General features: G+C 54.0%; 21 protein-coding genes and 1 other annotated feature. Of the genes, 20 read left to right on the top strand and 1 reads right to left on the bottom strand.

Annotated elements, in window-relative coordinates; all coding sequences use genetic code 11:
* Nucleotides 1–27 precede the first annotated feature (27 nt).
* The 18 genes from DI44_RS03750 to yihA all read left to right on the top strand — a co-directional run bounded on the left by DI44_RS03750 (nucleotide 28) and on the right by yihA (nucleotide 22,175).
* Complete coding sequence (locus DI44_RS03750) at nucleotides 28–1,101, top strand: GerMN domain-containing protein (RefSeq protein ID WP_011232142.1); 1,074 nt, start codon at nucleotides 28–30, stop codon at nucleotides 1,099–1,101.
* A 151-nt stretch (nucleotides 1,102–1,252) separates the two neighbouring features.
* Nucleotides 1,253–2,023 carry a ribonuclease PH gene (gene rph, locus DI44_RS03755; protein ID WP_011232141.1) on the top strand — a complete coding sequence of 257 codons (771 nt, stop codon included), beginning with the start codon at nucleotides 1,253–1,255 and terminating at the stop codon, nucleotides 2,021–2,023.
* The gene (locus DI44_RS03760; RefSeq protein WP_011232140.1) at nucleotides 2,020–2,634 is read left to right on the top strand and encodes an XTP/dITP diphosphatase; all 615 of its coding nucleotides are present in this window, start codon (nucleotides 2,020–2,022) and stop codon (nucleotides 2,632–2,634) included. The genes rph and DI44_RS03760 overlap by 4 nt, the downstream gene beginning before the upstream one ends.
* A complete protein-coding gene (locus DI44_RS03765; protein ID WP_011232139.1) occupies nucleotides 2,631–3,137 on the top strand; it encodes a metallophosphoesterase in 507 nt (168 codons plus the stop codon). The genes DI44_RS03760 and DI44_RS03765 overlap by 4 nt, the downstream gene beginning before the upstream one ends.
* Before the next feature lie 516 nt (nucleotides 3,138–3,653).
* On the top strand, nucleotides 3,654–4,553 hold the full coding sequence (ilvE, locus tag DI44_RS03770) for a branched-chain-amino-acid transaminase (protein WP_011232138.1): 900 nt from the start codon (nucleotides 3,654–3,656) through the stop codon (nucleotides 4,551–4,553).
* Between the two features lie 22 nt (nucleotides 4,554–4,575).
* Nucleotides 4,576–4,842 (top strand) — a binding site (T-box leader).
* 70 nt (nucleotides 4,843–4,912) lie between these two features.
* Complete coding sequence (gene ilvB / locus DI44_RS03780) at nucleotides 4,913–6,652, top strand: acetolactate synthase large subunit (RefSeq protein ID WP_031206388.1); 1,740 nt, start codon at nucleotides 4,913–4,915, stop codon at nucleotides 6,650–6,652.
* Nucleotides 6,631–7,149 (top strand): acetolactate synthase small subunit, encoded by a 519-nt coding sequence (gene ilvN, locus DI44_RS03785; protein WP_011232136.1) that lies wholly within the window; start codon nucleotides 6,631–6,633, stop codon nucleotides 7,147–7,149. Before ilvB ends, ilvN begins: the two co-directional genes overlap by 22 nt.
* A gap of 102 nt (nucleotides 7,150–7,251) precedes the next feature.
* Nucleotides 7,252–8,277 (top strand): ketol-acid reductoisomerase, encoded by a 1,026-nt coding sequence (gene ilvC, locus DI44_RS03790; protein ID WP_014196461.1) that lies wholly within the window; start codon nucleotides 7,252–7,254, stop codon nucleotides 8,275–8,277.
* Nucleotides 8,264–9,811 carry a 2-isopropylmalate synthase gene (locus DI44_RS03795; RefSeq protein ID WP_014196460.1) on the top strand — a complete coding sequence of 516 codons (1,548 nt, stop codon included), beginning with the start codon at nucleotides 8,264–8,266 and terminating at the stop codon, nucleotides 9,809–9,811. The genes ilvC and DI44_RS03795 overlap by 14 nt, the downstream gene beginning before the upstream one ends.
* A 17-nt stretch (nucleotides 9,812–9,828) precedes the next feature.
* On the top strand, nucleotides 9,829–10,944 hold the full coding sequence (gene leuB, locus DI44_RS03800) for a 3-isopropylmalate dehydrogenase (RefSeq protein ID WP_021322167.1): 1,116 nt from the start codon (nucleotides 9,829–9,831) through the stop codon (nucleotides 10,942–10,944).
* A gap of 20 nt (nucleotides 10,945–10,964) precedes the next feature.
* Entirely contained in the window at nucleotides 10,965–12,380 is a 1,416-nt protein-coding gene (gene leuC, locus DI44_RS03805; protein ID WP_023633492.1) for a 3-isopropylmalate dehydratase large subunit, read from the top strand.
* A 96-nt stretch (nucleotides 12,381–12,476) separates the two neighbouring features.
* Nucleotides 12,477–13,070, top strand: coding sequence for a 3-isopropylmalate dehydratase small subunit (leuD, locus tag DI44_RS03810; RefSeq protein WP_011232131.1), 594 nt, complete (start codon nucleotides 12,477–12,479; stop codon nucleotides 13,068–13,070).
* A gap of 204 nt (nucleotides 13,071–13,274) precedes the next feature.
* Entirely contained in the window at nucleotides 13,275–14,255 is a 981-nt protein-coding gene (locus DI44_RS03815) for a tetratricopeptide repeat protein (RefSeq protein ID WP_033025943.1), read from the top strand.
* 164 nt (nucleotides 14,256–14,419) lie between these two features.
* Nucleotides 14,420–15,706, top strand: coding sequence for a trigger factor (gene tig, locus DI44_RS03820; RefSeq protein ID WP_033004981.1), 1,287 nt, complete (start codon nucleotides 14,420–14,422; stop codon nucleotides 15,704–15,706).
* A gap of 229 nt (nucleotides 15,707–15,935) precedes the next feature.
* Nucleotides 15,936–17,201, top strand: coding sequence for an ATP-dependent protease ATP-binding subunit ClpX (clpX, locus tag DI44_RS03825; protein ID WP_011232128.1), 1,266 nt, complete (start codon nucleotides 15,936–15,938; stop codon nucleotides 17,199–17,201).
* A gap of 143 nt (nucleotides 17,202–17,344) precedes the next feature.
* A complete protein-coding gene (gene lonB / locus DI44_RS03830; RefSeq protein ID WP_014196454.1) occupies nucleotides 17,345–19,018 on the top strand; it encodes an ATP-dependent protease LonB in 1,674 nt (557 codons plus the stop codon).
* 230 nt (nucleotides 19,019–19,248) lie between these two features.
* Complete coding sequence (gene lon / locus DI44_RS03835) at nucleotides 19,249–21,591, top strand: endopeptidase La (RefSeq protein ID WP_033025942.1); 2,343 nt, start codon at nucleotides 19,249–19,251, stop codon at nucleotides 21,589–21,591.
* A complete protein-coding gene (gene yihA / locus DI44_RS03840; RefSeq protein WP_014196452.1) occupies nucleotides 21,588–22,175 on the top strand; it encodes a ribosome biogenesis GTP-binding protein YihA/YsxC in 588 nt (195 codons plus the stop codon). The genes lon and yihA overlap by 4 nt, the downstream gene beginning before the upstream one ends.
* 41 nt (nucleotides 22,176–22,216) lie before the next feature.
* Here the strand turns inward: yihA and DI44_RS03845 are convergent, their stop codons facing one another.
* Entirely contained in the window at nucleotides 22,217–22,702 is a 486-nt protein-coding gene (locus DI44_RS03845) for a DUF5668 domain-containing protein (RefSeq protein WP_033025941.1), read from the bottom strand.
* Between the two features lie 166 nt (nucleotides 22,703–22,868).
* Between DI44_RS03845 and hemA the strand changes: the two genes are divergently transcribed.
* Nucleotides 22,869–24,233 (top strand): glutamyl-tRNA reductase, encoded by a 1,365-nt coding sequence (hemA, locus tag DI44_RS03850; RefSeq protein WP_033025940.1) that lies wholly within the window; start codon nucleotides 22,869–22,871, stop codon nucleotides 24,231–24,233.
* A gap of 10 nt (nucleotides 24,234–24,243) precedes the next feature.
* Nucleotides 24,244–25,062 carry a cytochrome c biogenesis protein CcsA gene (gene ccsA / locus DI44_RS03855; protein ID WP_033025939.1) on the top strand — a complete coding sequence of 273 codons (819 nt, stop codon included), beginning with the start codon at nucleotides 24,244–24,246 and terminating at the stop codon, nucleotides 25,060–25,062.
* Nucleotides 25,063–25,077: the final 15 nt, after the last annotated feature.

Below are 25,077 nucleotides of genomic sequence, written 5' to 3'. Positions count from 1 at the left end.
ACAAACTACGAGTAGGAGGGAACGTCAATGAAACGGACGACTCACATATGGGCGGCGCCGCTGCTCGCCTCGCTGTTGTTGCTTGGCGGCTGCGGTTTGTTTGGGCGAGATGAGGCGGTGAAGGAGATCGATCCGCCGCAAGAGACGAGTTATGTCAAAGACGGCCAAGCGCTTCAGGAAGCGACGGAAAGCCAAAAGGAAGAGAAGGAGAAAGCGAAGGCCACCGAGACGGTGAAAAGAGAGCTGTACTTGATTGACAAAAACGGCTTTGTCGTGCCGCAAACAGTGGAATTGCCGAAAACGCAGGCCGTGGCGAAACAAGTACTCGAATATTTGGTTGAAGACGGACCTGTGTCAGAAATGTTGCCGAACGGCTTCCGCGCGGTCATTCCGGCCGGAACGACGGTGCTTGGCACAAAATTGGAAAAAGACGGAACGTTGATCGCCGACTTTTCTCCGGAATTTAAAAACTATAAGCCGGAGGACGAAAAACGAATTTTGCAGTCCATTACGTGGACATTGACGCAATTTGACAATATCAAGCGCGTCAAAATCCGCATCAACGGCTACGATCAAAACGTGATGCCGGTCAATAAAACACCGATTCAAGATGGGGTAAGCCGCGCCGACGGCATCAATATGGAAGCGAGCGGCGTGCCAGACATTACGAATACGCATCCAGTCACCGTTTATTTTGTCGCCCAACAAGGGAACAGCACATACTATGTGCCGGTGACACGGCGTGTGTCCAATAAGGAGAAAGATGATATTGCCGCGGCCGTCAACGAACTGATTCAAGGACCAGAGCAAGGGAGCGGGCTTGTCGGCGTCTTTCAGCCGGACGCGAAGCTTGTCGATGCCCCGAAATATGAGGATGGCAAAGTGACGCTCAACTTTAACGAAGGCATTTATGGAAGCAACAAGAAAAATGTCATTTCCGACGTCGTGTTGAATTCCCTCGTTTTGTCGCTCACTGAGCAAAAAGGAGTCGAAAGCGTGGCGATCACAGTCAATGGCAAAGCCAATCTTGTCACGGAAGACGGCAAGCCGCTCACCAAACCGGTCGCTCGGCCGCAAAACGTCAATACCGGGACATTTTAACCGGTTGGTGCTGACAGGCTGGAAACGAATAGGACGTTATGGTATAACAAAGAGGTGGAAACGTATTCCGCCTCTTTCTTTTTTTCGCTAGGTGGAAAGAAATGCGGCGTCTGGCATTCCGTTGAAGATGGAGAAAAGGAGGACTCAGTTGATGAGAGCGGACGGACGAAGCAGTTGCGAGCTGCGCCCTGTACATATACACCCGCATTACATGAAGCACGCTGAAGGGTCGGTGCTCATTGAAGTCGGCGACACGAAAGTCATTTGCACGGCGACGGTCGAAGAGAAAGTGCCGTCGTTTATGCGCGGCGGCGGCAAAGGATGGATTACGGCCGAATATGGGATGCTGCCGCGGGCGACAGAGCAGCGGAATGTGAGGGAAGCGAGCAAAGGAAAAGTGTCGGGGCGGACGATGGAAATTCAGCGCTTAATCGGCCGTGCGCTTCGCTCGGTTGTTGATCTTGAACAGCTTGGTGAGCGGACCATTTGGATCGATTGCGACGTCATTCAGGCGGATGGCGGAACGCGGACGGCGTCGATCACCGGTGCGTATGTGGCGCTTGTGTTGGCGCTTGCCAAACTGGTGGAAGAAGGGAGGCTCGAGGCGCTTCCGATCCGCGATTTTCTCGCCGCTACCTCGGTCGGCATCGATCCGGAGCATGGGGTGATTCTTGATTTAGATTACAACGAGGATGCGCGGGCGAAAGTGGATATGAACGTCGTCATGACCGGAGCCGGTCAATTTGTTGAGATTCAAGGGACCGGAGAGGAAGCGGTTTTTTCACGCGCCGAGCTCGATGAATTGCTTGAAGCGGCGCAAATAGGCATCGAGCAGCTCATCGCCGTTCAGCGCCGCGCATTGGGCGAGTGGGCGGCGCGCATCGGCGAAAAAAAAGAAGCGGCAGAGGAGGACACAGAGTGAAGGAGATTGTCATCGCGACCAAAAACGCTGGCAAAGTGCGCGAGTTCGCCGCTTTGTTTGCCAAGCGGGGCGTCGAAGTGAAATCGCTGCTTGACTTTCCGGACGCTCCGGATGTCGCAGAAACGGGAAGCACGTTTGCGGAAAATGCCGTGCTCAAAGCAGAAGCGGCGTCGCGGCGTCTAAAGCGGCCGGTGATCGCCGATGATTCCGGGCTCGTGGTCGATGCGCTCGGCGGCCGGCCGGGCGTTCATTCGGCCCGTTATGCCGGGGAAGATAAAAACGATGCACGCAACATCGCCAAGCTGCTTCGCGAGCTTGACGGGGTGCCGATGGAGCAGCGCACGGCTCGTTTTCATTGTGCGCTCGCCGTCGCGATCCCAGGGCGGCCGACCGCCGTTGTCGAAGCGACATGCGATGGTTATATCGCCGAAGCGCCGCGTGGGGAGGGGGGCTTTGGCTATGATCCGGTTTTTTACCTTCCGGAGCGGGGAAAAACGATGGCGGAGCTTGCGCCCGAGGAAAAAAATCAAATCAGTCATCGCGCCAAGGCGCTGACGAAGCTCGATGAGCAGTGGGAGGAGATCGTCGGTGGAAAGGGGCGGACGGAATGAAGGCGGTGATTGTGAGCGACAGCCATGGGCTGACTGCCGAACTTGCTGCAATTGTCAACCGTCATCGCCATGAAGCGGATTTGTTTATCCATTGCGGCGACTCGGAGTTGGAGGTGGGGGCGGACGAGATTGCCCCGTTTGCCGTCGTACGCGGCAACTGCGATTTCGCCGCGTTTCCTGCTGAGCGCATCGAAGAGGTGGGCGGCGTTCGGTTGTTTGTCACCCACGGCCATTTATACGGGGTGAAAACGTCGCTTTTGCGTTTATCCTATCGCGCACAAGAAACAGGGGCTCACGTCGTTTGTTTCGGCCACTCGCATTTGGCCGGTGCTGAACAAATCGATGGGTTGCTGTTCATCAATCCCGGCAGCATCGCCTTGCCGCGCGGAAGAAAAGAAAAAACGTACGCGGTGCTGACGGTCGACAGCGGACGGGCGCACGTCCAGTTTTATGAAGTGGATGGACAGCCTATTCTCAAAATGGAACAAACGTTTTCTATCTAAGCCGGCAAAACCGCCAGCTTTTTTACGGTAAGCAAGGCCGCTTCAACAGGTTCGCTTTCAAAATGGAAGTGCCATATAGCGTGTTTGGAAAGGGGGCCTGTGTTTGGGCCGCCTTTTTTCGTTTTGGGGAGATGAAGTGGAAAAAGGCGCATCGTTTTGATTCGTCATTTTCATGTCCGAGTGAGAAGCGAACGTTGCTTACGGATCTTTTCTATCAGAAAAATGAGCGCGCCTTGAGCCCGTTATGTTCATATCGAATGAGGAGCGAACTGCGCTCAAGGGCGCGTTTTCTATGAGACGGCAAAGAAAGAAAAAATTTTTTTATATCGGCAAAACCTTGATTCTATCATAATGTAAGCGCATTCAAATAGTTTGACCAATCGGAATTTTCAAAAAACGTTATTGACGGCGCAAAGGTTTCGGATTATTATAATTTTCAAATAAGAGAAACGACTCAATACAATGATCGAGCCGTTCAAAGCAACTGCTGACTGATCAAGGAAGAGGGGAACCGAAGTGGGCGAACAATGGATCTTTTTAAACGGAGAATTTGTGACAAAAGAAAACGCCAAAATTTCCGTGTATGACCATGGATTTTTGTATGGCGACGGGGTATTTGAAGGCATTCGCGTCTATAGCGGCAACGTATTCCGCCTCGAAGAACATATAGATCGGCTATACAATTCAGCGAAGTCGATTTTGCTCGACATTCCGTACACGAAGGAAGAAATGATTGGCCACGTGCTCGAAACGATCCGCCGCAACGGCTATCAAGATGCATACATCCGCCTGGTCGTTTCGCGCGGGGTCGGCGATTTAGGACTGGATCCGTACAAATGCAAAACGCCGCAAATCGTGATTATCGTCGAGCCGCTCGCGCTCTTCCCGAAACATTTATATGAAACCGGCATCGAAGTGGTGACAGTGGCGACGCGCCGCAACCGCTCTGATGTGCTGAGCCCGAAAGTCAAATCGCTCAACTACCTAAACAATGTGCTTGTCAAAATCGAGGCGCATTTGGCGAACGTAAGCGAAGCGCTGATCTTAAACGATCAAGGCTATGTCGCGGAAGGTTCGGGAGACAATGTTTTCATCATCAAAAACGGCGTCATTTACACACCGCCTGGGTATGTCGGGGCGCTTGAAGGCATTACGCGTCAAGCGATCATCGAAATCGCGGAGGATCTCGGCTATACGGTGAAAGAGGAGCCGTTTACCCGCCATGATGTCTATGTCGCGGATGAAGTGTTTTTGACGGGGACGGCGGCCGAAGTCATTTCGGTCATTAAAGTCGATGGCCGGACGATCGGCGACGGGACGCCGGGACCGCATACCAAGCGGTTGCTTGAAGAATTTCGCCGCCGCGTGGTCGTCGAAGGAGTAAAGGTGTATCCGACGAACGCCAATGTCGGTTGATCGTCCATGACAAGTGGATAGCGAAAAAGCGTTGACGAGGATAAGTAGTCAGCGGGGTCAACATCCACAGAGAGCCGGGGGAGCTGCGAACCGGTGATGTTGCCGCTTGATGAACTCACCTCTGAGCGCCAGCCTGAACGCCGGACGGCTAGTAGGGCTGGACGAGTGGAGACGCGCGCTTCACTCGTTACCAAAATGAGCGGCCGGCTTCGGCTGGCCGCTCCTGAGGCGGCCGTCACGGCCGTGAAGAAGGGTGGTACCGCGGAAAGGAAACCTTTTCGCCCCTTTGGCTGGAAATGACAGCCATCGTGGGCGGAAAGGTTTTTTATATGGATGACAAATCACAGGGAGGATCGACGATGACAAAAATGAAAGTCGAGGAACAAGAAAAAGCGAGGACGAAGGCGAGAATGAGCGGGTCGCTGATGCTCATTGAAGCGCTCAAGGAAGAAAAAGTCGAAGTCATCTTCGGCTATCCGGGGGGGGCGGTGCTCCCGCTGTATGACGAGTTGTATAAAGCCGGCGTGTTCCACGTGCTGACGCGGCATGAGCAAGGGGCCATCCATGCGGCGGAAGGATATGCGCGCATTTCTGGAAAACCAGGGGTCGTCATCGCCACCTCCGGCCCGGGAGCGACCAACATCGTCACCGGGTTGACCGACGCGATGATGGATTCGCTGCCGCTCGTCGTCTTTACCGGGCAAGTGGCCACGAGCGTCATCGGCTCGGATGCGTTTCAGGAGGCGGACGTTGTCGGCATTACGATGCCGATTACGAAACACAACTACCAAGTGCGCGACATCAGCGAGCTGCCGAGAATCATTAAAGAGGCGTTTCACATTGCGACGACCGGGCGCCCCGGACCGGTGTTGATCGATATTCCAAAAGACATTACGACGGCCGAAGGGGAGTTTGATTACGATCAAGACGTTCATTTGCCTGGCTATCAGCCGACGACGCAGCCGAACCATTGGCAAATCCGCCGGCTTGTCGAGGCGGTCAGCCAATCAAAGCGGCCGGTCATTTTAGCCGGCGCTGGCATCTTGCACGCCAATGCGTCCAATGAATTGCGGCAATACGCCGAACAGCAAAACATTCCGGTCATTCATACGCTCCTTGGCCTTGGCGGTTTCCCGGCCGACCATCCGCTGTTTTTAGGCATGGCCGGCATGCACGGTACGTATACGGCGAATATGGCGCTGTGTGAATGCGATTTGCTCATCAACATCGGCGCCCGCTTCGATGACCGGGTCACCGGCAATTTAAAATATTTCGCGCCGAAAGCGACCGTCGCCCATATCGACATCGATCCGGCGGAAATCGGCAAAAACGTGCCGACGAAAATTCCAATCGTCAGCGATGCAAAAGCCGCCTTGCAAGAGCTGATCGCCCAGCAAGGCAAGCCGGCGGACACGGCGGCGTGGCTCACGCAGCTTGATGAATGGAAGCGGCGCTTCCCGCTCCATTATGAGCCGGAAGCCGGCACGATCAAACCGCAAAAACTGATCGAGATGATCTATGAAATGACAAACGGCGAGGCGATCGTGACGACGGACGTCGGCCAGCATCAAATGTGGGCGGCGCAATATTACAAGTTCAACCGGCCGCACCGGTGGGTGACGTCCGGGGGGCTCGGCACGATGGGCTTCGGGCTTCCGGCAGCGATCGGCGCCCAGCTCGCCGATCGGAGCGCTACGGTCGTTTCGATCGTCGGCGACGGCGGCTTCCAAATGACGTTCCAAGAACTGTCGGTCATCCAGGAGCTACGGCTGCCGATCAAAATCGTCATCGTCAACAACCAGGCGCTCGGCATGGTGCGGCAATGGCAGGAGCTGTTCTATGACAAACGGTACTCCCATTCGCTCATTCCGAACCAGCCGGATTTCGTCAAGCTTGCCGAAGCATACGGGATGCCAGGTCTGCGGGCGAAGACGGAGGCGGAAGCGGCCGAAGTGTTAAAACAAGCGTTTGCGATGGATGGGCCGGTGCTGCTTGATTTCCATGTCCGCGCCGACGAGAACGTCTATCCGATGGTGGCGCCCGGCAAAGGGCTTCATGAAATGGTGGGGGTGAAAGCATGCGAAGAATCATCACGATGACAGTCAACAACCGCCCCGGCGTCTTAAACCGCATTACCGGGTTGTTTACAAAGCGGCATTACAATATCGAAAGCATTACGGTCGGGCATACGGAAATCGAGGGCATTTCGCGGATGACGTTCGTCGTCAACGTTGACGATGAACGGACGGCGGAGCAAATCATTAAGCAGCTGAACAAGCAGATTGATGTGTTGAAGGTGAATGACATCACCGACCAAGCGATCGTCGCCCGCGAGCTGGCGCTCATTAAAGTTGCCGCTCCTCCGGCGGTCCGCCAGGAAATTTACACGCTCATCGAGCCGTTTCGCGCCTCGATCGTCGACGTAAGCAAAGACAGCCTCGTCATTCAAGTGACCGGCGAGCCGGAGAAAGTCGAGGCGTTGATTGAACTATTGCGCCCGTACGGCATTAAGGAAGTGGCGCGCACGGGAACGACCGCGTTCACCCGCGGGGCGCAAAAAGCGACGACGAATCAGAAAACGGCGTTCATTATTTAACAGCTATCATACAAAACAGCGCTGATTGCTTCATGGAACCGCCAAACAAGGGGCGGCCAAGCGTAGGGATTGTCAAACTACAGAACAAAGGAGAGGGTAATCATGGCAAAAGTCTACTATAACGGGGATGCAAACGAACAATATTTGCAAGGGAAAACGGTCGCGATCATCGGCTACGGCTCGCAAGGCCACGCCCATGCGCAAAACTTGCGCGACAGCGGCGTTCGCGTCATCGTCGGACTGCGAAAAGGAAAATCGTGGGAGCAGGCAGAACAAGACGGGTTTGAGGTGTATTCAGTCCGCGAAGCGGCGAAGCAGGCTGATATCGTCATGGTGCTGCTGCCGGATGAGAAGCAGCCGGCCGTGTACAAAGAGGAAATCGAGCCGGAACTCGAGCCAGGCAATGCGCTTGTGTTTGCGCACGGCTTTAACATCCATTTCAGCCAAATTGTCCCACCGAATCATGTTGACGTCTTCTTGGTTGCGCCGAAAGGCCCAGGCCATCTCGTGCGGCGCACATATACGGAAGGAGCGGGCGTGCCGGCGCTCATCGCCGTCTACCAAGATGTGACCGGACACGCGAAAGAAACGGCGCTCGCCTACGCGAAAGCGATCGGCGCTGCTCGAGCTGGGGTGTTGGAGACGACGTTCAAAGAAGAGACGGAAACCGACTTGTTCGGTGAACAAGCGGTGCTGTGCGGTGGGCTGACGGCGCTCATCAAAGCCGGGTTTGAAACGCTCGTTGAAGCCGGGTATCAGCCGGAAGTCGCCTATTTTGAGTGTTTGCATGAGATGAAGCTCATCGTCGATCTCCTTTACGAAGGCGGTTTGTCGTGGATGCGCTATTCGATTTCCGATACGGCGCAATGGGGCGACTTTATCACCGGCCCGCGCATTATTAACGACGCTGTGAAAGCGGAAATGAAAAAGGTGCTCGATGACATTCAAACCGGCAAATTCGCGAAGAGCTGGATTTTGGAAAACCAAGCGAACCGTCCGGAGTTCAACGCCATCAACCGGCGTGAGAATGAGCATTTGATTGAGATTGTCGGACGCGAACTGCGAAGCATGATGCCGTTTGTGAAGGCAAAACAAATCGAGGCGGTGGTGCCAGGTGCGAAAAATTAAGTTTTTTGATACCACATTGCGTGATGGGGAACAATCCGCTGGTGTGAACTTGAATTTGCAAGAAAAGTTGGAAATTGCCCGTCAACTTGAACGGCTGCGGGTTGACATCATCGAGGCGGGTTTCCCCGCCTCATCGAAAGGCGATTTTGAGGCGGTCAAACAAATTGCCGAAACGGTGAGAACATGCTCGGTCACCGGGCTGTCGCGCTCGGTCCGAAGCGACATTGATGCGGCGTGGGAGGCGTTAAAAGGCGGCGCGGAGCCGCGGCTCCACCTATTCATCGCCACCTCGCCGATCCATATGGTGCATAAATTGCGGATGACGCCGGAACAAGTGATTGAAGCGGCGGTTGAGGCGGTGAAATACGCGAAGCGCTTTTTCCCGATCGTCCAATGGTCGGCGGAAGATGCGTGCCGAAGCGAGTTGCCGTTTTTGGCGAAAATCGTCGCCGAAGTGATCAAAGCCGGCGCCTCGGTGATCAACATTCCGGATACGGTCGGCTATATTACGCCGAAAGAATACGGGGAAATTTTCCTCTATTTGCAAAACAATGTTCCGAATATTGAAAAGGTTTCACTCTCCGCTCATTGTCATGATGACTTGGGCATGGCGGTGGTGAACTCGCTGTCGGCCATTGAACATGGAGCGACGCAGGTCGAGTGCACGATCAACGGCATCGGCGAGCGGGCCGGCAATGCGGCGCTTGAGGAAATCGCTGTCGCCCTTCACATCCGCAAAGACTACTATCAAGTGGAAACGCGCCTCAATTTGCAGGAAATTAAGCGCACAAGCAATCTTGTCAGCAAGCTGACCGGGGTCGTCGTTCCACCCAACAAAGCGGTCGTCGGCAAAAACGCGTTTGCGCATGAATCGGGCATCCATCAAGACGGCGTCTTAAAAGAAAAAACGACATACGAAATCATTTCGCCGGAGCTCGTCGGCGTGCCGTCGAATTCGATGGTGCTCGGCAAACATTCCGGCCGCCATGCGCTTCGCAACCGGGTTGAGGAGCTCGGCTACACGTTGTCCGATGAAGAAATCAATCAGCTGTTTGTCCGTTTTAAAGAATTGGCGGACAAAAAGAAGGACATTACCGACGACGATTTAATCGCGTTGATTTTCGAAGAGAAGTTCGACCACTTTAAAGATTTTTACCAATTGTCTTCCATTCAAGTGCAATACGGGACGAATCAAATTCCGACAGCGGTAGTTGTACTGAAAGACGGGAAGGGGAATGAAATCCAAGAAGCGGCGACCGGCGCCGGCAGCGTCGAGGCGCTGTACAATACATTGGAACGTTGCTTCCAAACGCCGGTGACGCTGCTTGACTACCGGATCGAATCGGTCGGCGGCGGCCGCGATGCGTTGGCCCAAGTGTTCGTCAAAGTGCGCGCCCATGACATCGAGACGAGCGGGCGCGGCACTGCACAAGACGTGTTGGAAGCATCGGCGAAAGCGTACATCAACGCCATCAACCGTGTGTTTATGATCGAAGCGATGCGCGGCGAAAACGAGAAAGTGGCAACACCATAAAAACGGGGGGATTCAGAATGGGAAACTATCGGATTGCCGTCTTGCCAGGGGATGGCATCGGCAAAGAAGTGACGTCCGGAGCGGTCGAGGTATTAAAAGCGGTCGGCATCCGGTTTGGCCACGAGTTTACGTTTGAATATGGATTGATCGGTGGAGCGGCGATCGATGAGGCGGGGACGCCGCTCCCCGAGGAAACGCTCCGCCTTTGCCGAGAAAGCGATGCGGTGCTGCTTGGGGCGGTCGGCGGTCCGAAGTGGGATGACAGCCCTCCGCATTTGCGCCCGGAAAAAGGATTGCTTGCCATTCGCAAGCAGCTCGACTTATATGCCAACTTGCGGCCGGTTGTTTGCTATGACAGTTTGGTTTCCGCTTCGCCGTTAAAACCGGATCTCGTGCAAGGCGTCGATTTTGTCATCGTCCGCGAGCTGACCGGCGGCATTTACTTCGGCCAGCCGAGCGGCCGCGTCGTCGAAAACGGCGAAGAAAAAGCAGTGGACACCTTGTTATATAAAAAGGAAGAAATTGAGCGGATCGTCCGCATGGCGTTTATACTCGCACGCGGGCGGAAGAAAAAAGTGACTTCGGTCGACAAGGCGAACGTCCTTTCGTCAAGCCGTCTATGGCGGGAAGTGGCCGAAGAGGTGGCGAAGCAGTTTCCGGACGTCACGCTTGAGCATATGCTTGTTGACAATGCCGCGATGCAGCTCATCCGTGCGCCGAAGCAGTTTGATGTCATTGTGACAGAAAACATGTTTGGCGACATTTTAAGCGATGAAGCCTCCATGTTGTCCGGTTCGCTCGGGATGCTGCCGTCAGCCAGCTTATCCGCTTCCGGTCCGAGCTTGTATGAGCCGGTGCACGGTTCAGCGCCTGATATCGCCGGCATGAACAAAGCCAATCCGATTGCGGCGATTTTGTCGGCCGCGATGATGCTTCGACTGTCGTTCGGGCTCACCGCGGAAGCGGAGGCGGTAGAGCACGCGGTGTGGCAGGCGCTCGCCCTAGGTTTGCGCACCGCCGACTTGGCGCCAAGCGGCGGCCGCATCGTATCCACGAACGAAATGGTCGAAGAAATCAAAGCGGCGGTGCTGGATTATACGGCCATTGCTCAAATTATGACCGTTTATGCCTAAGACGTGCGAGGTGAAAGCCAATGAAGCCGAAAACGATCATCGATAAAATTTGGGAAAACCACGTCGTCTACCGTGAGGAGGGCAAACCGGATTTATTGTACATCGATTTGCACTTAGTGCATGAAGTGACCTCGCCGCAAGCGTTTGAAGGATTGCGGCAAAAAGGGCGGAAGGTGCGGCGGCCGGATTTGACCTTTGCGACGATGGACCATAACGTGCCGACCGTTAACCGATTTGTGATTACCGACGAAGTGGCGCGCAACCAAATCGCTGCGCTTGAGCGCAACTGCCGCGAGTTCGGCATTCCGCTCGCCGACCTACACAGCGAAGAGCAAGGAATCGTTCACGTCATCGGCCCAGAGCTCGGGTTGACCCAGCCGGGAAAAACGATCGTTTGCGGCGACAGCCATACGTCGACGCACGGGGCGTTTGGCGCCTTGGCGTTTGGCATCGGCACGAGCGAAGTCGAGCATGTATTGGCTACACAAACGCTTTGGCAGCATAAGCCGAAAACGCTGCAAATTTGCATCAACGGCCGCCTCGGCAAAGGAGTGACCGCCAAAGATGTCATCTTGGCCATTATCGGCCGCTATGGTGTTGGCATCGGCACCGGTTATATTATCGAATTTACAGGCGAAGCGATCCGACGCATGTCGATGGAAGAGCGAATGACGATTTGCAACATGTCGATTGAAGCTGGGGCGAGAGCCGGCCTCATCAGTCCGGATGAAACGACGTTTGCCTATTTGCGCGGCCGCAAATATGCGCCAAAAGGCGAGGAGTTTGACAAGGCGGTGGAACGGTGGCGGGCGCTTGCAAGCGATGAGGGGGCGGAATACGATAAAACGATTGAAATCGATGCGTCGACGATCGCTCCGATGGTGACGTGGGGGACGAACCCCGCGATGAGCACTTCCGTCGATGGCGTCGTGCCGCATCCCGAGCAATTTGAAAGCAAAACAGAGCAAAACGCGGTGCGCCGGGCGCTTGAGTACATGGGGCTCAAGCCGGGCACGCCGATTACGGATATTCCGGTGCAGCACGTCTTCATCGGTTCGTGCACCAACTCACGCCTCAGCGATTTGCGCGCGGCGGCGAGCATCGTGAAAGGGAAAAAAGTGGCTCCGGGTGTACGGGCGCTCGTCGTGCCTGGATCGCAGCAAGTGAAAAAACAAGCCGAGGCGGAAGGGTTGGCGCAAATTTTCATCGACGCCGGTTTTGAATGGCGCGACTCCGGCTGCAGCGCCTGTTTGGGCATGAACCCGGACATCATTCCGGAAGGCGAGCACTGTGCGTCAACGTCGAACCGCAACTTTGAAGGGCGGCAAGGAAAAGGGGCGCGCACGCATCTCGTCAGCCCGGTGATGGCCGCGGCGGCTGCGATTTACGGACATTTTGTCGATGTGCGCCAGCTTGAAGCCGAGCCGGTCTGTTAAATTGACGATCGTGATGGCAAAAGAGGCGGCGCGGCATCCTAGGAAGCCGAGCTCCTTTGCCATCAGTGACATCCATAACGGAAGGGGGAAAGGACGATGAAGCCGTTTACGATCCATCGCGGAAAAACCGCCGGCATCGATCGTGCGAATATTGATACCGATCAAATCATTCCAAAGCAGTTTTTGAAACGGATTGAACGCACCGGCTTTGGCCAGTTTCTCTTTTACGATTGGCGGTATTTGAGCGACGGCACGCCAAATCCGGAGTTTGAGCTCAACCGCCCGGAAAACGAAGGGGCGACGATTTTAGTCGCCGATGAAAACTTCGGCTGCGGCTCATCGCGCGAACATGCGCCGTGGGCGCTGCAAGATTACGGATTCCGCGTCATCATTGCCCCATCGTTTGCCGATATTTTTTACAACAACTGCTTAAAAAACGGGCTGTTGCCGATCCGGCTGGATAAAGAGGATGTCCGCTACTTGCTGCGCCAAAGCGAGCGCGCAGACTATGAACTGACGGTTTCGCTTGAAGAACAGCGGGTATTTGACGATGAAGGATTTTCGCGTCCGTTTGACATTGACCCGTATCGAAAACAGCTGTTGCTAAAAGGATGGGACGAAATTGATTTGACGTTTGTGTACGAAGCGCATATCGCCGCCTACGAACGACGGCATTGTCCACGGCCGTAAGCGCCATGTGTTCCGGGCGGCAAGGAGAGATGGGTTGCTCTGCCAATCGGCGGGAGCAGCCTTTTTCGCGTTTGACGGCGTCTGCGTCCAGAGGCCGGCTGCTTTTCGGCAAACAAGCGGCTTGTGTTACCCAGCAAGACGCGGGTTGTTTCGCGAGGGAAAACTTGTTACACTGATGGTAAATGCAAATGGGAGCGGGCGAAGATGGCCGGGAAAAAAGGAAAAATCATCATGTTTCCGCAAACAAAAGAACGGCTTATGGAAGAGGCGTTTGCTGCGCTCGAGGCGAAGCGATATAAAGAAGCGCTCCGCTTTTTGCGCGCCGCCGAACAGCTTGGCGACCACAGCTTTCCGGTTCGGCTTGGGCTGGCTGTCTGTTGCTATGAGCTTGGGGAATATGATGAGGCGGAGCGGCGTCTTGCCGGTTTGCTTGACGAGCAACCGGGCAACGGTGAACTGTTGCAAATGTATATTGCCATATTGTTGCAAACGAATCGATACAGCAAGGCCGAAACCGTGATCCGCCACGCCTTGCGCCGTCCGTCGCTATCCGTTTCGCTGCGCGAACAGCTTCACCAGCTGCTTCGATTCAGTGAAAAAATGAATGCCCGCACGCTTCCGCCCGCGGAGTGGAAGCGGGTGAGACGGCTGCTTGAGTCCGGGGACATTGCTGAGCAGCTGCAACTGATTAAACAACTGGAAAAAGAAGACATCGATCCGGTGCTGCCGTTGCTCAAGCAATATTTACGCGCACCGGAAAAAAGCCCGATGGCGAAAACGATGCTTCTTCGCCTGTTGACAGGGAAGCGAGTCAATGAAACGGTGACGGTTGAAAAATTTGGCCGTTGCATGGAGGTCGTCCCGTCAGCGTTGGACGAACAGACGGAAACGGAATTTGCTTCCGAACTGCTGGGCCGGCTTGAGCAGCAGCTCGCGGCGGAAAGCCCGAGCTTATACGAAACGGCGGCGGAAATTTGGCTTCGCTATGCATATGTGTTGTATCCGTTTCCGCCGGAGCCGGCGGATGCAGCGGCCTGGCTTGCTGCTCTCCATTGGATGGCGAGCCGGTTTTTAGGCTTGGATGCTGACGCGGCCGCCTTGGCCGACCGCTACGGTGTGGAGGCGGCGGAGATGGCAAGGCTTTGCCAAAAACTATATGAAATAGAGGAACTTTCCTCCCTCTAATGGCTCGTTCTCTGTTGAAACATGGCTGTTGTATGGTATAATATAATGGCTGTGCTATGTATCTGTTTTCGCATACTTGTCTACATAATCGGGCATCATAAAAAGATCTGGACAAGCGGAGTGCGCTATGGTCCGAGCAATGATTTCAGGTGGAGGGAACAAGGATGTCAGTCAAATGGGAAAAGCTTGAAGGGAACGAAGGCGTATTGACCGTTGAGGTCGACGCCGAGAAAGTGAACAAAGGCTTGGACGCCGCGTTTAAAAAAGTGGTGAAAAACATCACGCTTCCGGGCTTCCGCAAGGGGAAAGTGCCGCGCGTTCTGTTTGAAAAACGCTTCGGCGTCGAAGTGCTCTATCAAGATGCGCTCGACATTTTGCTGCCAGAGGCGTATGCCAAAGCCGTCGAAGAGGCAGGCATCGAACCGGTGTCAATGCCGGAGATTGACATTGAGCAAATGGAAAAAGGCAAAAGCTTAATTTTCAAAGCGAAAGTGACCGTAAAGCCGGAAGTGAAGCTCGGTCAATACAAAGGGCTTGAAGTGGAAAAAATGGATACAACCGTGACGGACGAAGATGTCGAAAACGAACTGAAACGCCTGCAAGAAGATTACGCTGAACTTGTCGTGAAAGAAGACGGGACAGTGGAAAACGGTGATACGGTCGTCATCGATTTCGAAGGATTTGTCGACGGCGAGCCGTTTGAAGGCGGCAAGGCGGAGAACTATTCGCTTGAAATCGGTTCTGGAACGTTCATTCCGGGGTTTGAAGAACAGCTTGTCGGCATGAAAGCCGGCGAGGAAAAAGAAATCCAAGTCACATTCCCGGATGAATACCACGCGAAACAATTGGCCGGCAAACCGGCGACGTTCAAAGTGCAAGTGCATGAAGTGAAAGCGAAACAGTTGCCGGCGCTTGACGATGAGTTTGCCAAAGACGTCGATGAAGAAGTCGAAACGCTTGACGAACTGAAGGCGAAAATTCGCGCCCGTTTGGAAGAGGAGAAAAAGAACGAGGCGGAGACTGCCTTGCGCAATGCGGTTGTCGAAAAAGCGGCAGCCAACGCCGAAATGGATATTCCAGAGGTCATGATCAAAAATGAAACCGACCGGATGCTTCGCGAATTTGACCAACGCCTGCAAATGCAAGGTCTGAACTTGCAGTTGTATTACCAATTCTCCGGCCAAGATGAAGCGTCGTTGCGCGAGCAAATGAAAGAAGATGCCGAAAAACGGGTGCGCGCGGCGTTGACGCTTGAAGCGATCGCGAAGGCCGAAAACATTGAAGTAACCGACGAGGAAGTAAACAAAGAGCTCGAAAAAATGGCGGAAGCCTACAAGCTGAGCGTGGACAAGCTGAAAGAGCTGCTCGGCAGCTTAGATGGCGTCAAAGAAGATTTGAAATGGCGGAAAACAGTCGATTTTCTTGTAGAGCACAGCAAGGTTGCGGCATAATATATCTTAAGGAAGGAACAAGGCGCGAGACTTCGTGCCTTGTTCTTTATCCACAACCATGGCGCCTGAACGGCAATTTTCAAACTTTTCCAAATGGACGACGGTTTTTTCATTCGCTTTCTCAGGAACATGTATGGTAAAATAGCGAATACATACATTTTTACGACATAAGAGATGGCGGACATGGATACATAAGCAGGCGCGATTTCGTTGGCAAGGGGTGAATGATATGTTTAAATTCAATGATGAAAAAGGGCAATTGAAATGTTCGTTCTGCGGCAAAACACAAGACCAAGTCCGAAAGCTCGTTGCCGGTCCGGGGGTTTACATTTGCGACGAGTGCATTGAGCTATGCACGGAAATTGTTGAAGAGGAGCTCGGCAATGAAGAGGAATTTGAATTTAAAGACGTGCCGAAACCGTTGGAAATTCGGGAAATTCTAGATGAGTACGTCATCGGTCAAGATGAGGCGAAAAAATCGCTCGCCGTTGCGGTTTACAATCATTATAAACGGATCAATTCCGGCAGCAAAATCGATGATGTCGAGCTGTCGAAAAGCAACATTTTAATGATCGGGCCGACCGGGAGCGGGAAAACGCTGCTGGCGCAAACATTGGCGCGCATTTTGAACGTGCCGTTTGCCATCGCCGATGCCACCTCGCTTACAGAGGCCGGCTATGTTGGCGAAGACGTCGAAAACATTTTGTTAAAGCTCATCCAAGCGGCTGATTATGACGTCGAACGGGCGGAAAAAGGCATTATCTACATCGATGAAATTGACAAAATCGCCCGCAAATCGGAAAACCCTTCCATCACTCGCGACGTATCCGGCGAAGGGGTGCAACAGGCGCTGTTGAAAATTTTAGAAGGCACCATTGCCAGCGTTCCGCCGCAGGGCGGCCGCAAACATCCGCATCAAGAATTCATTCAAATCGATACGACGAACATTTTGTTCATTTGCGGTGGAGCGTTTGATGGCATTGAGCCGATCATCAAGCGCCGTCTTGGCAAAAAAGTGATCGGTTTTGGCGCGGAAATGAACCAGACGGATGTCGACGAGAAAAACTTGTTGTCGAAAGTGCTGCCGGAAGACTTGCTCAAATTCGGACTTATTCCGGAGTTCATCGGCCGTCTGCCGGTCATTACGACGCTCGAGCCGCTCGACGAACAGGCGTTGATCGACATTTTGACGAAACCGAAAAATGCCATTGTGAAGCAATACCAAAAAATGCTGGAGCTTGACGGCGTTGAGCTCGAGTTTGAAGAAGCGGCGCTCCGTGAAATCGCGAAAAAAGCGATTGAGCGGAAAACGGGCGCGCGCGGCCTTCGCTCGATCATCGAAGGCATTATGCTCGATGTGATGTTTGAGCTGCCGTCGCGCGAAGATGTGCAAAAGTGCATCATCACGCTCGACACGGTGCGCGGCACAAAGCCGCCGACGCTGATCCGTCATGATGGCACCGTCATCGAGCTGGAACGGAAAACATCTGCCTGATGGGAAAACCGCCTTTTTTCGGCGGTTTCTTTTTTTGCCGCCCATGCCCCGCGCGCCCGCTGGCGCTTTTTTGGTTTATTCCCGCCAGTTCGCGGAGATACTATCATACTACATACCATCTAAAGGCAGGAGGATATCGGGGCATGGATTGGACGAACATCGTACTGGTCATCCAGCTGTTTTTCGGGGTCATCATCGGCCTTTATTTTTGGAATTTGCTAAGAGGGCAGCGTGTGCAAAAAGTTTCGATTGATAAAGAGTCGCGCAAAGAGATGGAACAGCTCCGCAAGCTGCGTTCGATTTCGCTCACCGAGCCGCTGGCGGAAAAAGTGCGGCCGAAAAGTTTTGACGACATCGTCGGTCAGGAAGACGGCATCAAGGCGTTAAAAGCTGCTTTATGCGGCCCCAACCCGCAACATGTCATCATTTACGGGCCGCCCGGCGTCGGCAAGACGGCAGCTGCTCGGCTCGTGCTTGAGGAAGCGAAAAAAAATCCGCTCTCCCCGTTTAAGAAAAATGCGGTATTCGTGGAGCTTGACGCGACGACGGCGCGCTTTGACGAGCGCGGCATCGCCGACCCCCTCATCGGCTCGGTGCACGACCCGATTTACCAAGGGGCCGGGGCGATGGGGCAAGCCGGCATTCCTCAGCCGAAGCAAGGGGCGGTGACGAACGCCCACGGGGGCGTTTTATTCATCGACGAAATCGGCGAGCTTCATCCGATCCAAATGAACAAGTTGTTGAAAGTGCTTGAGGACCGGAAAGTATTTTTTGAAAGCGCCTATTACAGCAAAGAAAATCCGCAAATCCCAAGCCATATTCACGATATTTTCCAAAATGGACTGCCGGCTGATTTCCGTCTTGTCGGGGCGACGACGCGCACGCCGAACGAAATTCCTCCGGCCATTCGCTCTCGCTGCCTGGAAGTATTTTTCCGTGAATTGGACCAAGATGAAATCGCCCTCATCGCGAAAAAGGCGGCGGAAAAAATCCGCTTGAACGTGTCAGAAAGCGGCATTCGCCTCCTTGCCGCCTATGCGCGCAACGGGCGGGAGGCGGTCAACATGATGCAAATTGCCGCTGGCCTAGCCATCACGGAAAACCGAGAACACATTTTGGACAAAGATATTGAATGGGTCATTCAATCGAGCCAAATGACTCCGCGCTATGAGAAGAAAATCGCTTCCGCTCCGGCGGTCGGCGTCGTCAATGGCCTTGCCGTGTACGGCCCGAACACCGGCGCGCTGTTGGAAATTGAGGTGACCGCTTTGCCGGCCAAAGGGAAAGGGTCGATCAATGTCACCGGCATTGTCGAGGAGGAAAGCATCGGCAGTGCAGAAAAATCGGTGCGGCGCAAAAGCATGGCGCGCGGCTCGGCGGAAAACGTCATTACGGTGTTGCGGGCGATGGGCGTGCCAGCGGACCGCTACGACATTCATGTCAACTTTCCGGGCGGGGTGCCGGTTGACGGCCCGTCAGCCGGGGTGGCGATTGCCGTCGGCATTTATTCCGCCATCTACCAGCTGCCAGTCGATCATACGGTCGCGATGACCGGAGAAATCAGCATCCGTGGCTGCGTGAAACCGGTCGGCGGCGTGTTCGCCAAAATCAAAGCGGCCAAACAAGCCGGGGCGAAAAAAGTCATCATCCCGATTGAGAATATGCAATCGTTGCTAGGCGAAGTCAGCGGCATTCAAATCATCGCCGTCCGCCGCCTCGAGGAAGTGCTCGTCCATGTGTTCGGCGAAGAGGCGCTCCGCCGCGGCCCCGCGCTGCTGCCAGCGGCTATGGACCGCTCGGAGAAAAAGCTCGTCTAGCCAAAGGAAACGGCGGCAAGGCGAACGATTGGCAACGAAAGCGGGCGATCCGCTCGCAACCGAGTCGGGCGGTTCGCCCGGCCTCTCTTTTATGTACGGCTTCGGCGCAAGCGGATCGTCGCTGAAGTCGGTTTTTCTTTGCCTGCAGACGGAGCGCCGCGCGCTTTTTCGTTCGTCAAATTTTACAAACCCGGCTACCGTACTATACAATAAACGAATAGAAGCGAGAGATGGAGGTGTTCGGCGTGAACGGAAAGAAAAAGGAGACGGTCGTTCCGCTTTTGCCGCTGCGTGGGCTGCTCGTGTTTCCGACGATGGTGCTCCATTTGGATGTCGGGCGCGAGAAATCGGTCAAAGCGCTCGAACAAGCCATGGTTGAGGATCATATGATTTTGCTGACGTCGCAAAAAGACGTTGCCATCGACGAACCGGACATGGATGACTTATATAAAATGGGAACGATCGCGCGCGTCAAGCAACTTCTAAAACTCCCGAACGGCACGTTCCGCGTGCTTGTCGAAGGCGTCGCTCGGGCGCTCATTACGGAAGTGATCAGCGAGGAGCCGTACTTTCTCGTCAAAGTCGAAAAGTTTGCTGATCGGGCGGCGAAAGATTTAGAAGATGAGGCGCTCAAGCGGACGATGCTTGAATATTTCGAGCAGTACATAAACTTGTCCAAGCGGCTGTCGGTCGACATTTACGCCTCGATCGTCGACATCGATGAGCCGGGGCGAATGGCGGACATCATCGCCTCGCACTTGCCGCTTAAGCTTGAGGAAAAACAGCGCATTTTAGAAACGATCGACGTGAAAGAGCGCCTCAATAAAATCATCCAAATTTTGCACAACGAAAAAGAAGTGCTCCAGCTTGAGAAAAAGATCAGCGCCCGCGTCAAGCAGTCGATGGAGCGGACGCAAAAAGAGTATTATTTGCGCGAGCAAATGAAGGCGATTCAAAAAGAGCTTGGCGAAAAAGAAGGAAAAACGGGCGAAGTCGAGGAGCTGAAAGAAAAAATCGAGGCGGCCGGCATGCCGGAGCATGTGAAACAAACGGCATTGAAGGAGCTTGACCGCTATGAAAAAATTCCGGCGACCTCAGCGGAAAGCGCAGTCATTCGCAACTACCTCGATTGGCTCATCGCCTTGCCGTGGTCGAAAGAAACAGAAGACATCCACGACATTAAGCGGGCGGAAGCGATTTTAAACGAGGAGCATTACGGGCTCGATAAAGTGAAAGAACGGGTGCTTGAATTTTTATCTGTCAAGCAGCTGACGAAATCGTTAAAAGGTCCGATTCTTTGCCTCGCCGGACCGCCGGGGGTCGGCAAAACGTCGCTCGCCCGCTCGATCGCCAAAGCGCTCGGCCGCCGCTTCGTCCGCGTTTCGCTCGGCGGCGTCCGCGACGAATCGGAAATTCGCGGCCATCGCCGCACGTATGTCGGCGCCATGCCGGGACGCATTATCCAGGGGATGAAAAAAGCAGGCACGATCAACCCCGTCTTCTTGCTTGATGAAATCGACAAAATGTCGAGCGATTTCCGTGGCGATCCATCGGCGGCCATGCTGGAGGTGCTTGACCCGGAGCAAAATCATACGTTCAGCGACCATTACATTGAAGAGCCGTACGATCTATCGAAAGTCATGTTTATCGCCACGGCCAACCATTTGGCGGCGATTCCGCAGCCGCTCTTGGACCGGATGGAAGTGATCCACATACCAGGCTACACAGAAGTGGAGAAGCTGCATATCGCCAAGCGGCATTTGCTGCCGAAACAAATCACCGAGCACGGGCTGAAAAAGGCGGCGTTGCAAATTCGCGATGACGCGATGCTCGATATCATCCGCCATTATACGCGCGAAGCCGGGGTGCGGGAGCTTGAGCGGCAGCTCGCCGCTATCTGCCGAAAAGCGGCCCGCCTCATCGTTTCCGGCGAGAAAAAGCGGGTTGTGATCACAGAAAACAATCTTGAGGAATTTTTAGGGAAGCGAAAATACCGCTACGGCCGAGCGGAGGCGGAAGACCAAGTTGGCGTGGCGACCGGGCTGGCGTATACGGCGTTTGGCGGCGATACGCTCGCAATCGAAGTGTCGCTCGCGCCAGGCAATGGGAAACTCGTGCTGACCGGCAAGCTCGGCGATGTCATGAAAGAATCAGCGCAAGCGGCGTTCAGCTACGTGCGGTCGCGCGCTGAGGAGCTTGACATTGATCCGAAGTTCCATGAGAAATATGATATTCACATCCACGTTCCGGAAGGCGCGGTGCCGAAAGACGGGCCATCGGCCGGCATTACGATTGCGACCGCACTCATTTCCGCTTTGACGGGCAAGCCGGTGAGCCGTTTTGTCGGCATGACCGGGGAAATTACGCTGCGCGGCCGCGTTCTTCCGATCGGGGGGCTGAAAGAGAAAACGTTAAGCGCCCACCGTGCCGGATTGAAAACAGTCATTTTGCCGAAAGACAATGAAAAAGATTTGGCTGACATTCCGGAAACGGTGAAGCGCGACTTGCGCTTTGTGCTCGTCTCCCATCTCGATGAGGTGCTGCCGCACGCGTTGGTGGGGTGGAAGCGATGAATGTGAAGAAAGCAGAGCTTGTGACCAGTGCCGTCAAGCCGGAACAATATCCGGACGGCGGACGGCCGGAGGTGGCGCTCGCCGGCCGTTCGAACGTCGGCAAATCATCATTCATCAACAAAATGATCAACCGGAAAAATTTGGCGCGCACCTCCTCAAAGCCAGGCAAAACGCAGACGTTGAATTTTTATTTGATTAACGACTCGTTTTACTTTGTGGACGTGCCAGGTTATGGCTTCGCCCGCGTGTCGAAGCAGGAGCGGCAAAAATGGGGGAAAATGATGGAGACGTACTTTACGACGCGCGAGGTGCTCAAGGCGGCGGTCCTGCTCGTTGACTTGCGCCATCCGCCGACGAAAGACGATGTGATGATGTACGAGTTTTTGAAACATTACGAGATCCCGGTGATCGTCATCGCGACGAAAGCGGATAAAGTGCCGCGCGGCAAGCATCAAAAACACGCGAAAATCGCGCGCGAGACGCTGCGGATGGCTGACGGCGACCCGCTCATTTTGTTTTCCGCCGAGACCGGGCAAGGGAAAGATGAAGCATGGGCGGCGCTTTTGCCGTTTGTGGCCTCATGACGAAAACACCAGCGATTCGGCTGGTGTTTTCGCTTCCAAGGCTATTTTCGCCTAGCCCATAATATATAGATACCGATGGCGATGAGTCCGAGCGGCCAAAACTTCCAGACAGAGGAAAGTCCGGCTTGGACGAGGTGAAAGAATGGCTGGCCGCGCCCGGAAAACGTCAGCAAGACAGCGAGAAGCAAAAAAAGCACGCCAAAGCCGGCCCCGCCTTTTTGTTTGCGGCTGCTGGCGAAAAAAGCGAGCGCGATGAGGAAAAAAAACATGTTCACGCCGCGGGGCCAGAACGAAAATGCACCCGCAAGGAGCAACTCAACGCCAAATCCGAGTAAAAGAAAGCCGGGGAAAAGGTAAGCATATTCGCGCGCTGAATGCGCCTGGCCAAGCAAAGCCGCGCCGCAAATGGCAAGCAAGGCCGGCCACCCTTGGAAGAAATGGAAAAGGGGGGATTCCAACTGTCCGGCGAGAAAATACAGCCCGAGGCCGATGAACAAGATGCCGGCGAATACCGTTCGGGTTTTCATGATCGTCGCGTCCTCCGTTTCCCTTTTGGACATGTTTATGATAGAATGATCACTGTCTACAGTTTAGCATAGCTTTGGAGGCATGTTCACAATTTTTTCAAACCGGAACGATGGACGGTTGTGATATAATGATAGAAGGGATTCGGTCAATAAGGGGGATGGCATCGTGCAAATCGTAGTCGTTGGCGTCGACTATAAAACCGCCCCTGTAGAAATCCGCGAAAAGCTCGCGTTTGCGGAAGCGGAACTCGGTGCGGCGATGAAACAGCTCGCCAAGCAAAAAAGCGTGCTCGAAAATGTGATCGTCTCGACGTGCAACCGGACGGAAGTTTATGCAGTGGTCGATCAACTGCATACCGGCCGTTACTATATTAAAGCATTTTTAGCCGAATGGTTTGGCGTTAGAGTGGAAGCGATTGCTCCGTATTTGCGTGTGCTTGAAGGAGAGGCGGCCATCCAGCATTTGTTCCGCGTGGCGGCTGGCCTTGATTCGATGGTGCTTGGGGAAACGCAAATTTTAGGGCAAGTGAAAGACAGCTATTTGCTCGCTCAAGAGATCGGGACGAGCGGCACGATTTTCAACCATCTGTTCAAGCAGGCAGTGACCTTTGCGAAGCGCGCCCACTCGGAAACGGGCATCGGCGCGCACGCTGTATCGGTCAGCTATGCGGCGGTTGAGCTGGCGAAGAAAATTTTCGGCCGCCTTGCCGGCAAGCACGTCTTGATTATCGGGGCCGGCAAAATGGGGACGCTGGCGGCGCAAAACTTGTGCGGCAGCGGCGTCGGGAAGGTGACGGTTGTCAATCGGACGCTTGAAAAAGCGAAACAGCTTGCTAAGCAGTTTGCCGGCGAGGCGAAGCCGCTCGGCGAATTGTCATGCGCTTTGCTGGAAGCGGATATCGTCATCAGCTCGACGGGAGCCAAAGGCTATATTTTGACGAAGGAAATGGTGGCGCCGCTTGAGAAAATGCGCAAAGGCCGCCCGCTCTTTATGGTTGACATCGCGGTGCCGCGCGATTTGGATCCGGCGTTGGCTGATTTGGAAACCGTGTTTTTGTACGACATCGACGATTTGCAAGATGTGGTGGCGGCCAACTTGGCGGAACGGCAAAAGGCAGCGGCTCGCATTGAAACGATGATCGAAGCGGAACTTATGGCGTTCAGCCAATGGATGCAGACGCTCGGCGTCGTGCCAGTCATCGCCGCATTGCGCGAAAAGGCGCTGGCCATCCAAGCGGAAACGATGAAAAGTTTGGAGCGGAAACTGCCGCATTTGTCGGAGCGCGATTGGAAAGTGTTGAACAAACATACGAAAAGCATTATTAACCAGCTGCTCCGCGATCCGATTTTGCAGGCGAAGGAACTCGCCGCCGGCCCGAATGCCGAGGAGGCGCTTCAGCTGTTTATGAAAATTTTCAATATCGAAGATGCGGTGAAAGCCGAGCGGCGCATGCAGCAGGCGAAATCCGAGCAGCGCGATGAACAAGACGCGGAAGCGGTCCGTGCCGCCCGCCCATCATGGCAGCTGTAAGGTGGGATGGATGGTGGCGCTGTTGTATGAGCTGTCCATTTTGCTTTACATCGCCTCGATCCTTTTCTATTTCATCGATTTTTTGCAACAAAACCGGAAGGCGAACGACATCGCCTTCTGGTTGCTTTCTATTGTTTGGCTTTTGCAGACAGTGACGTTTGTTTCTCGCATCATTGAGACGAAGCGCTTTCCGATTTTAACGATGTCGGAAGGGCTTTATTTTTACGCCTGGCTGCTCATTACGCTGTCGCTCGTCATCAATCGGCTGCTGCGCGTCGATTTCATCGTCTTTTTTACGAACGTGCTTGCTTTTTTTATTTTGGCCATTCATACGTTCGCACCGTCTTCGCAGTCGCCGGCTGTTGCGGAGCGGCTCGTTTCGGAGCTGCTTATCATCCACATCACCCTTTCGCTCGGAGCGTATGCGGCGTTTACGCTGTCGTTTCTGTTTTCGGTGCTTTACATGTTGCAGTACAGTTTGCTGAAAAAGAAAAAGTGGGGGGCGCGCCTTTGGCGCATGGCGGATTTGTCACGGCTTGATTTTTTGTCGTATGTTTTAAATGTGCTCGGCTTGCCTATGTTGTTATTAGGGCTCATCCTTGGCGTGATTTGGGCGTACATTCAAATCGACCATTTCCATTGGTATGATGCGAAAGTGCTCGGGTCGTTTGTCGTTTTTCTCGTCTATGGCGTCTATTTTTACAAGCGAGCCGTCCGGCAGATGCAAGGGAAGGCGATCGCGCTATGGAACATCGGTTCGTTTTTATTTTTGCTTGTCAACTTTTTCTTGTTTGGCAGTTTGTCAAAATTTCATTTTTGGTATTCGTAATTGAGGTGGAACGAG

This window comes from Geobacillus sp. CAMR5420, from assembly GCF_000691465.1.
In the GTDB taxonomy this organism is placed as follows: Bacteria; Bacillota; Bacilli; order Bacillales; family Anoxybacillaceae; genus Geobacillus; species Geobacillus thermoleovorans.
This window is presented reverse-complemented; position numbering and strand designations above follow the sequence as displayed.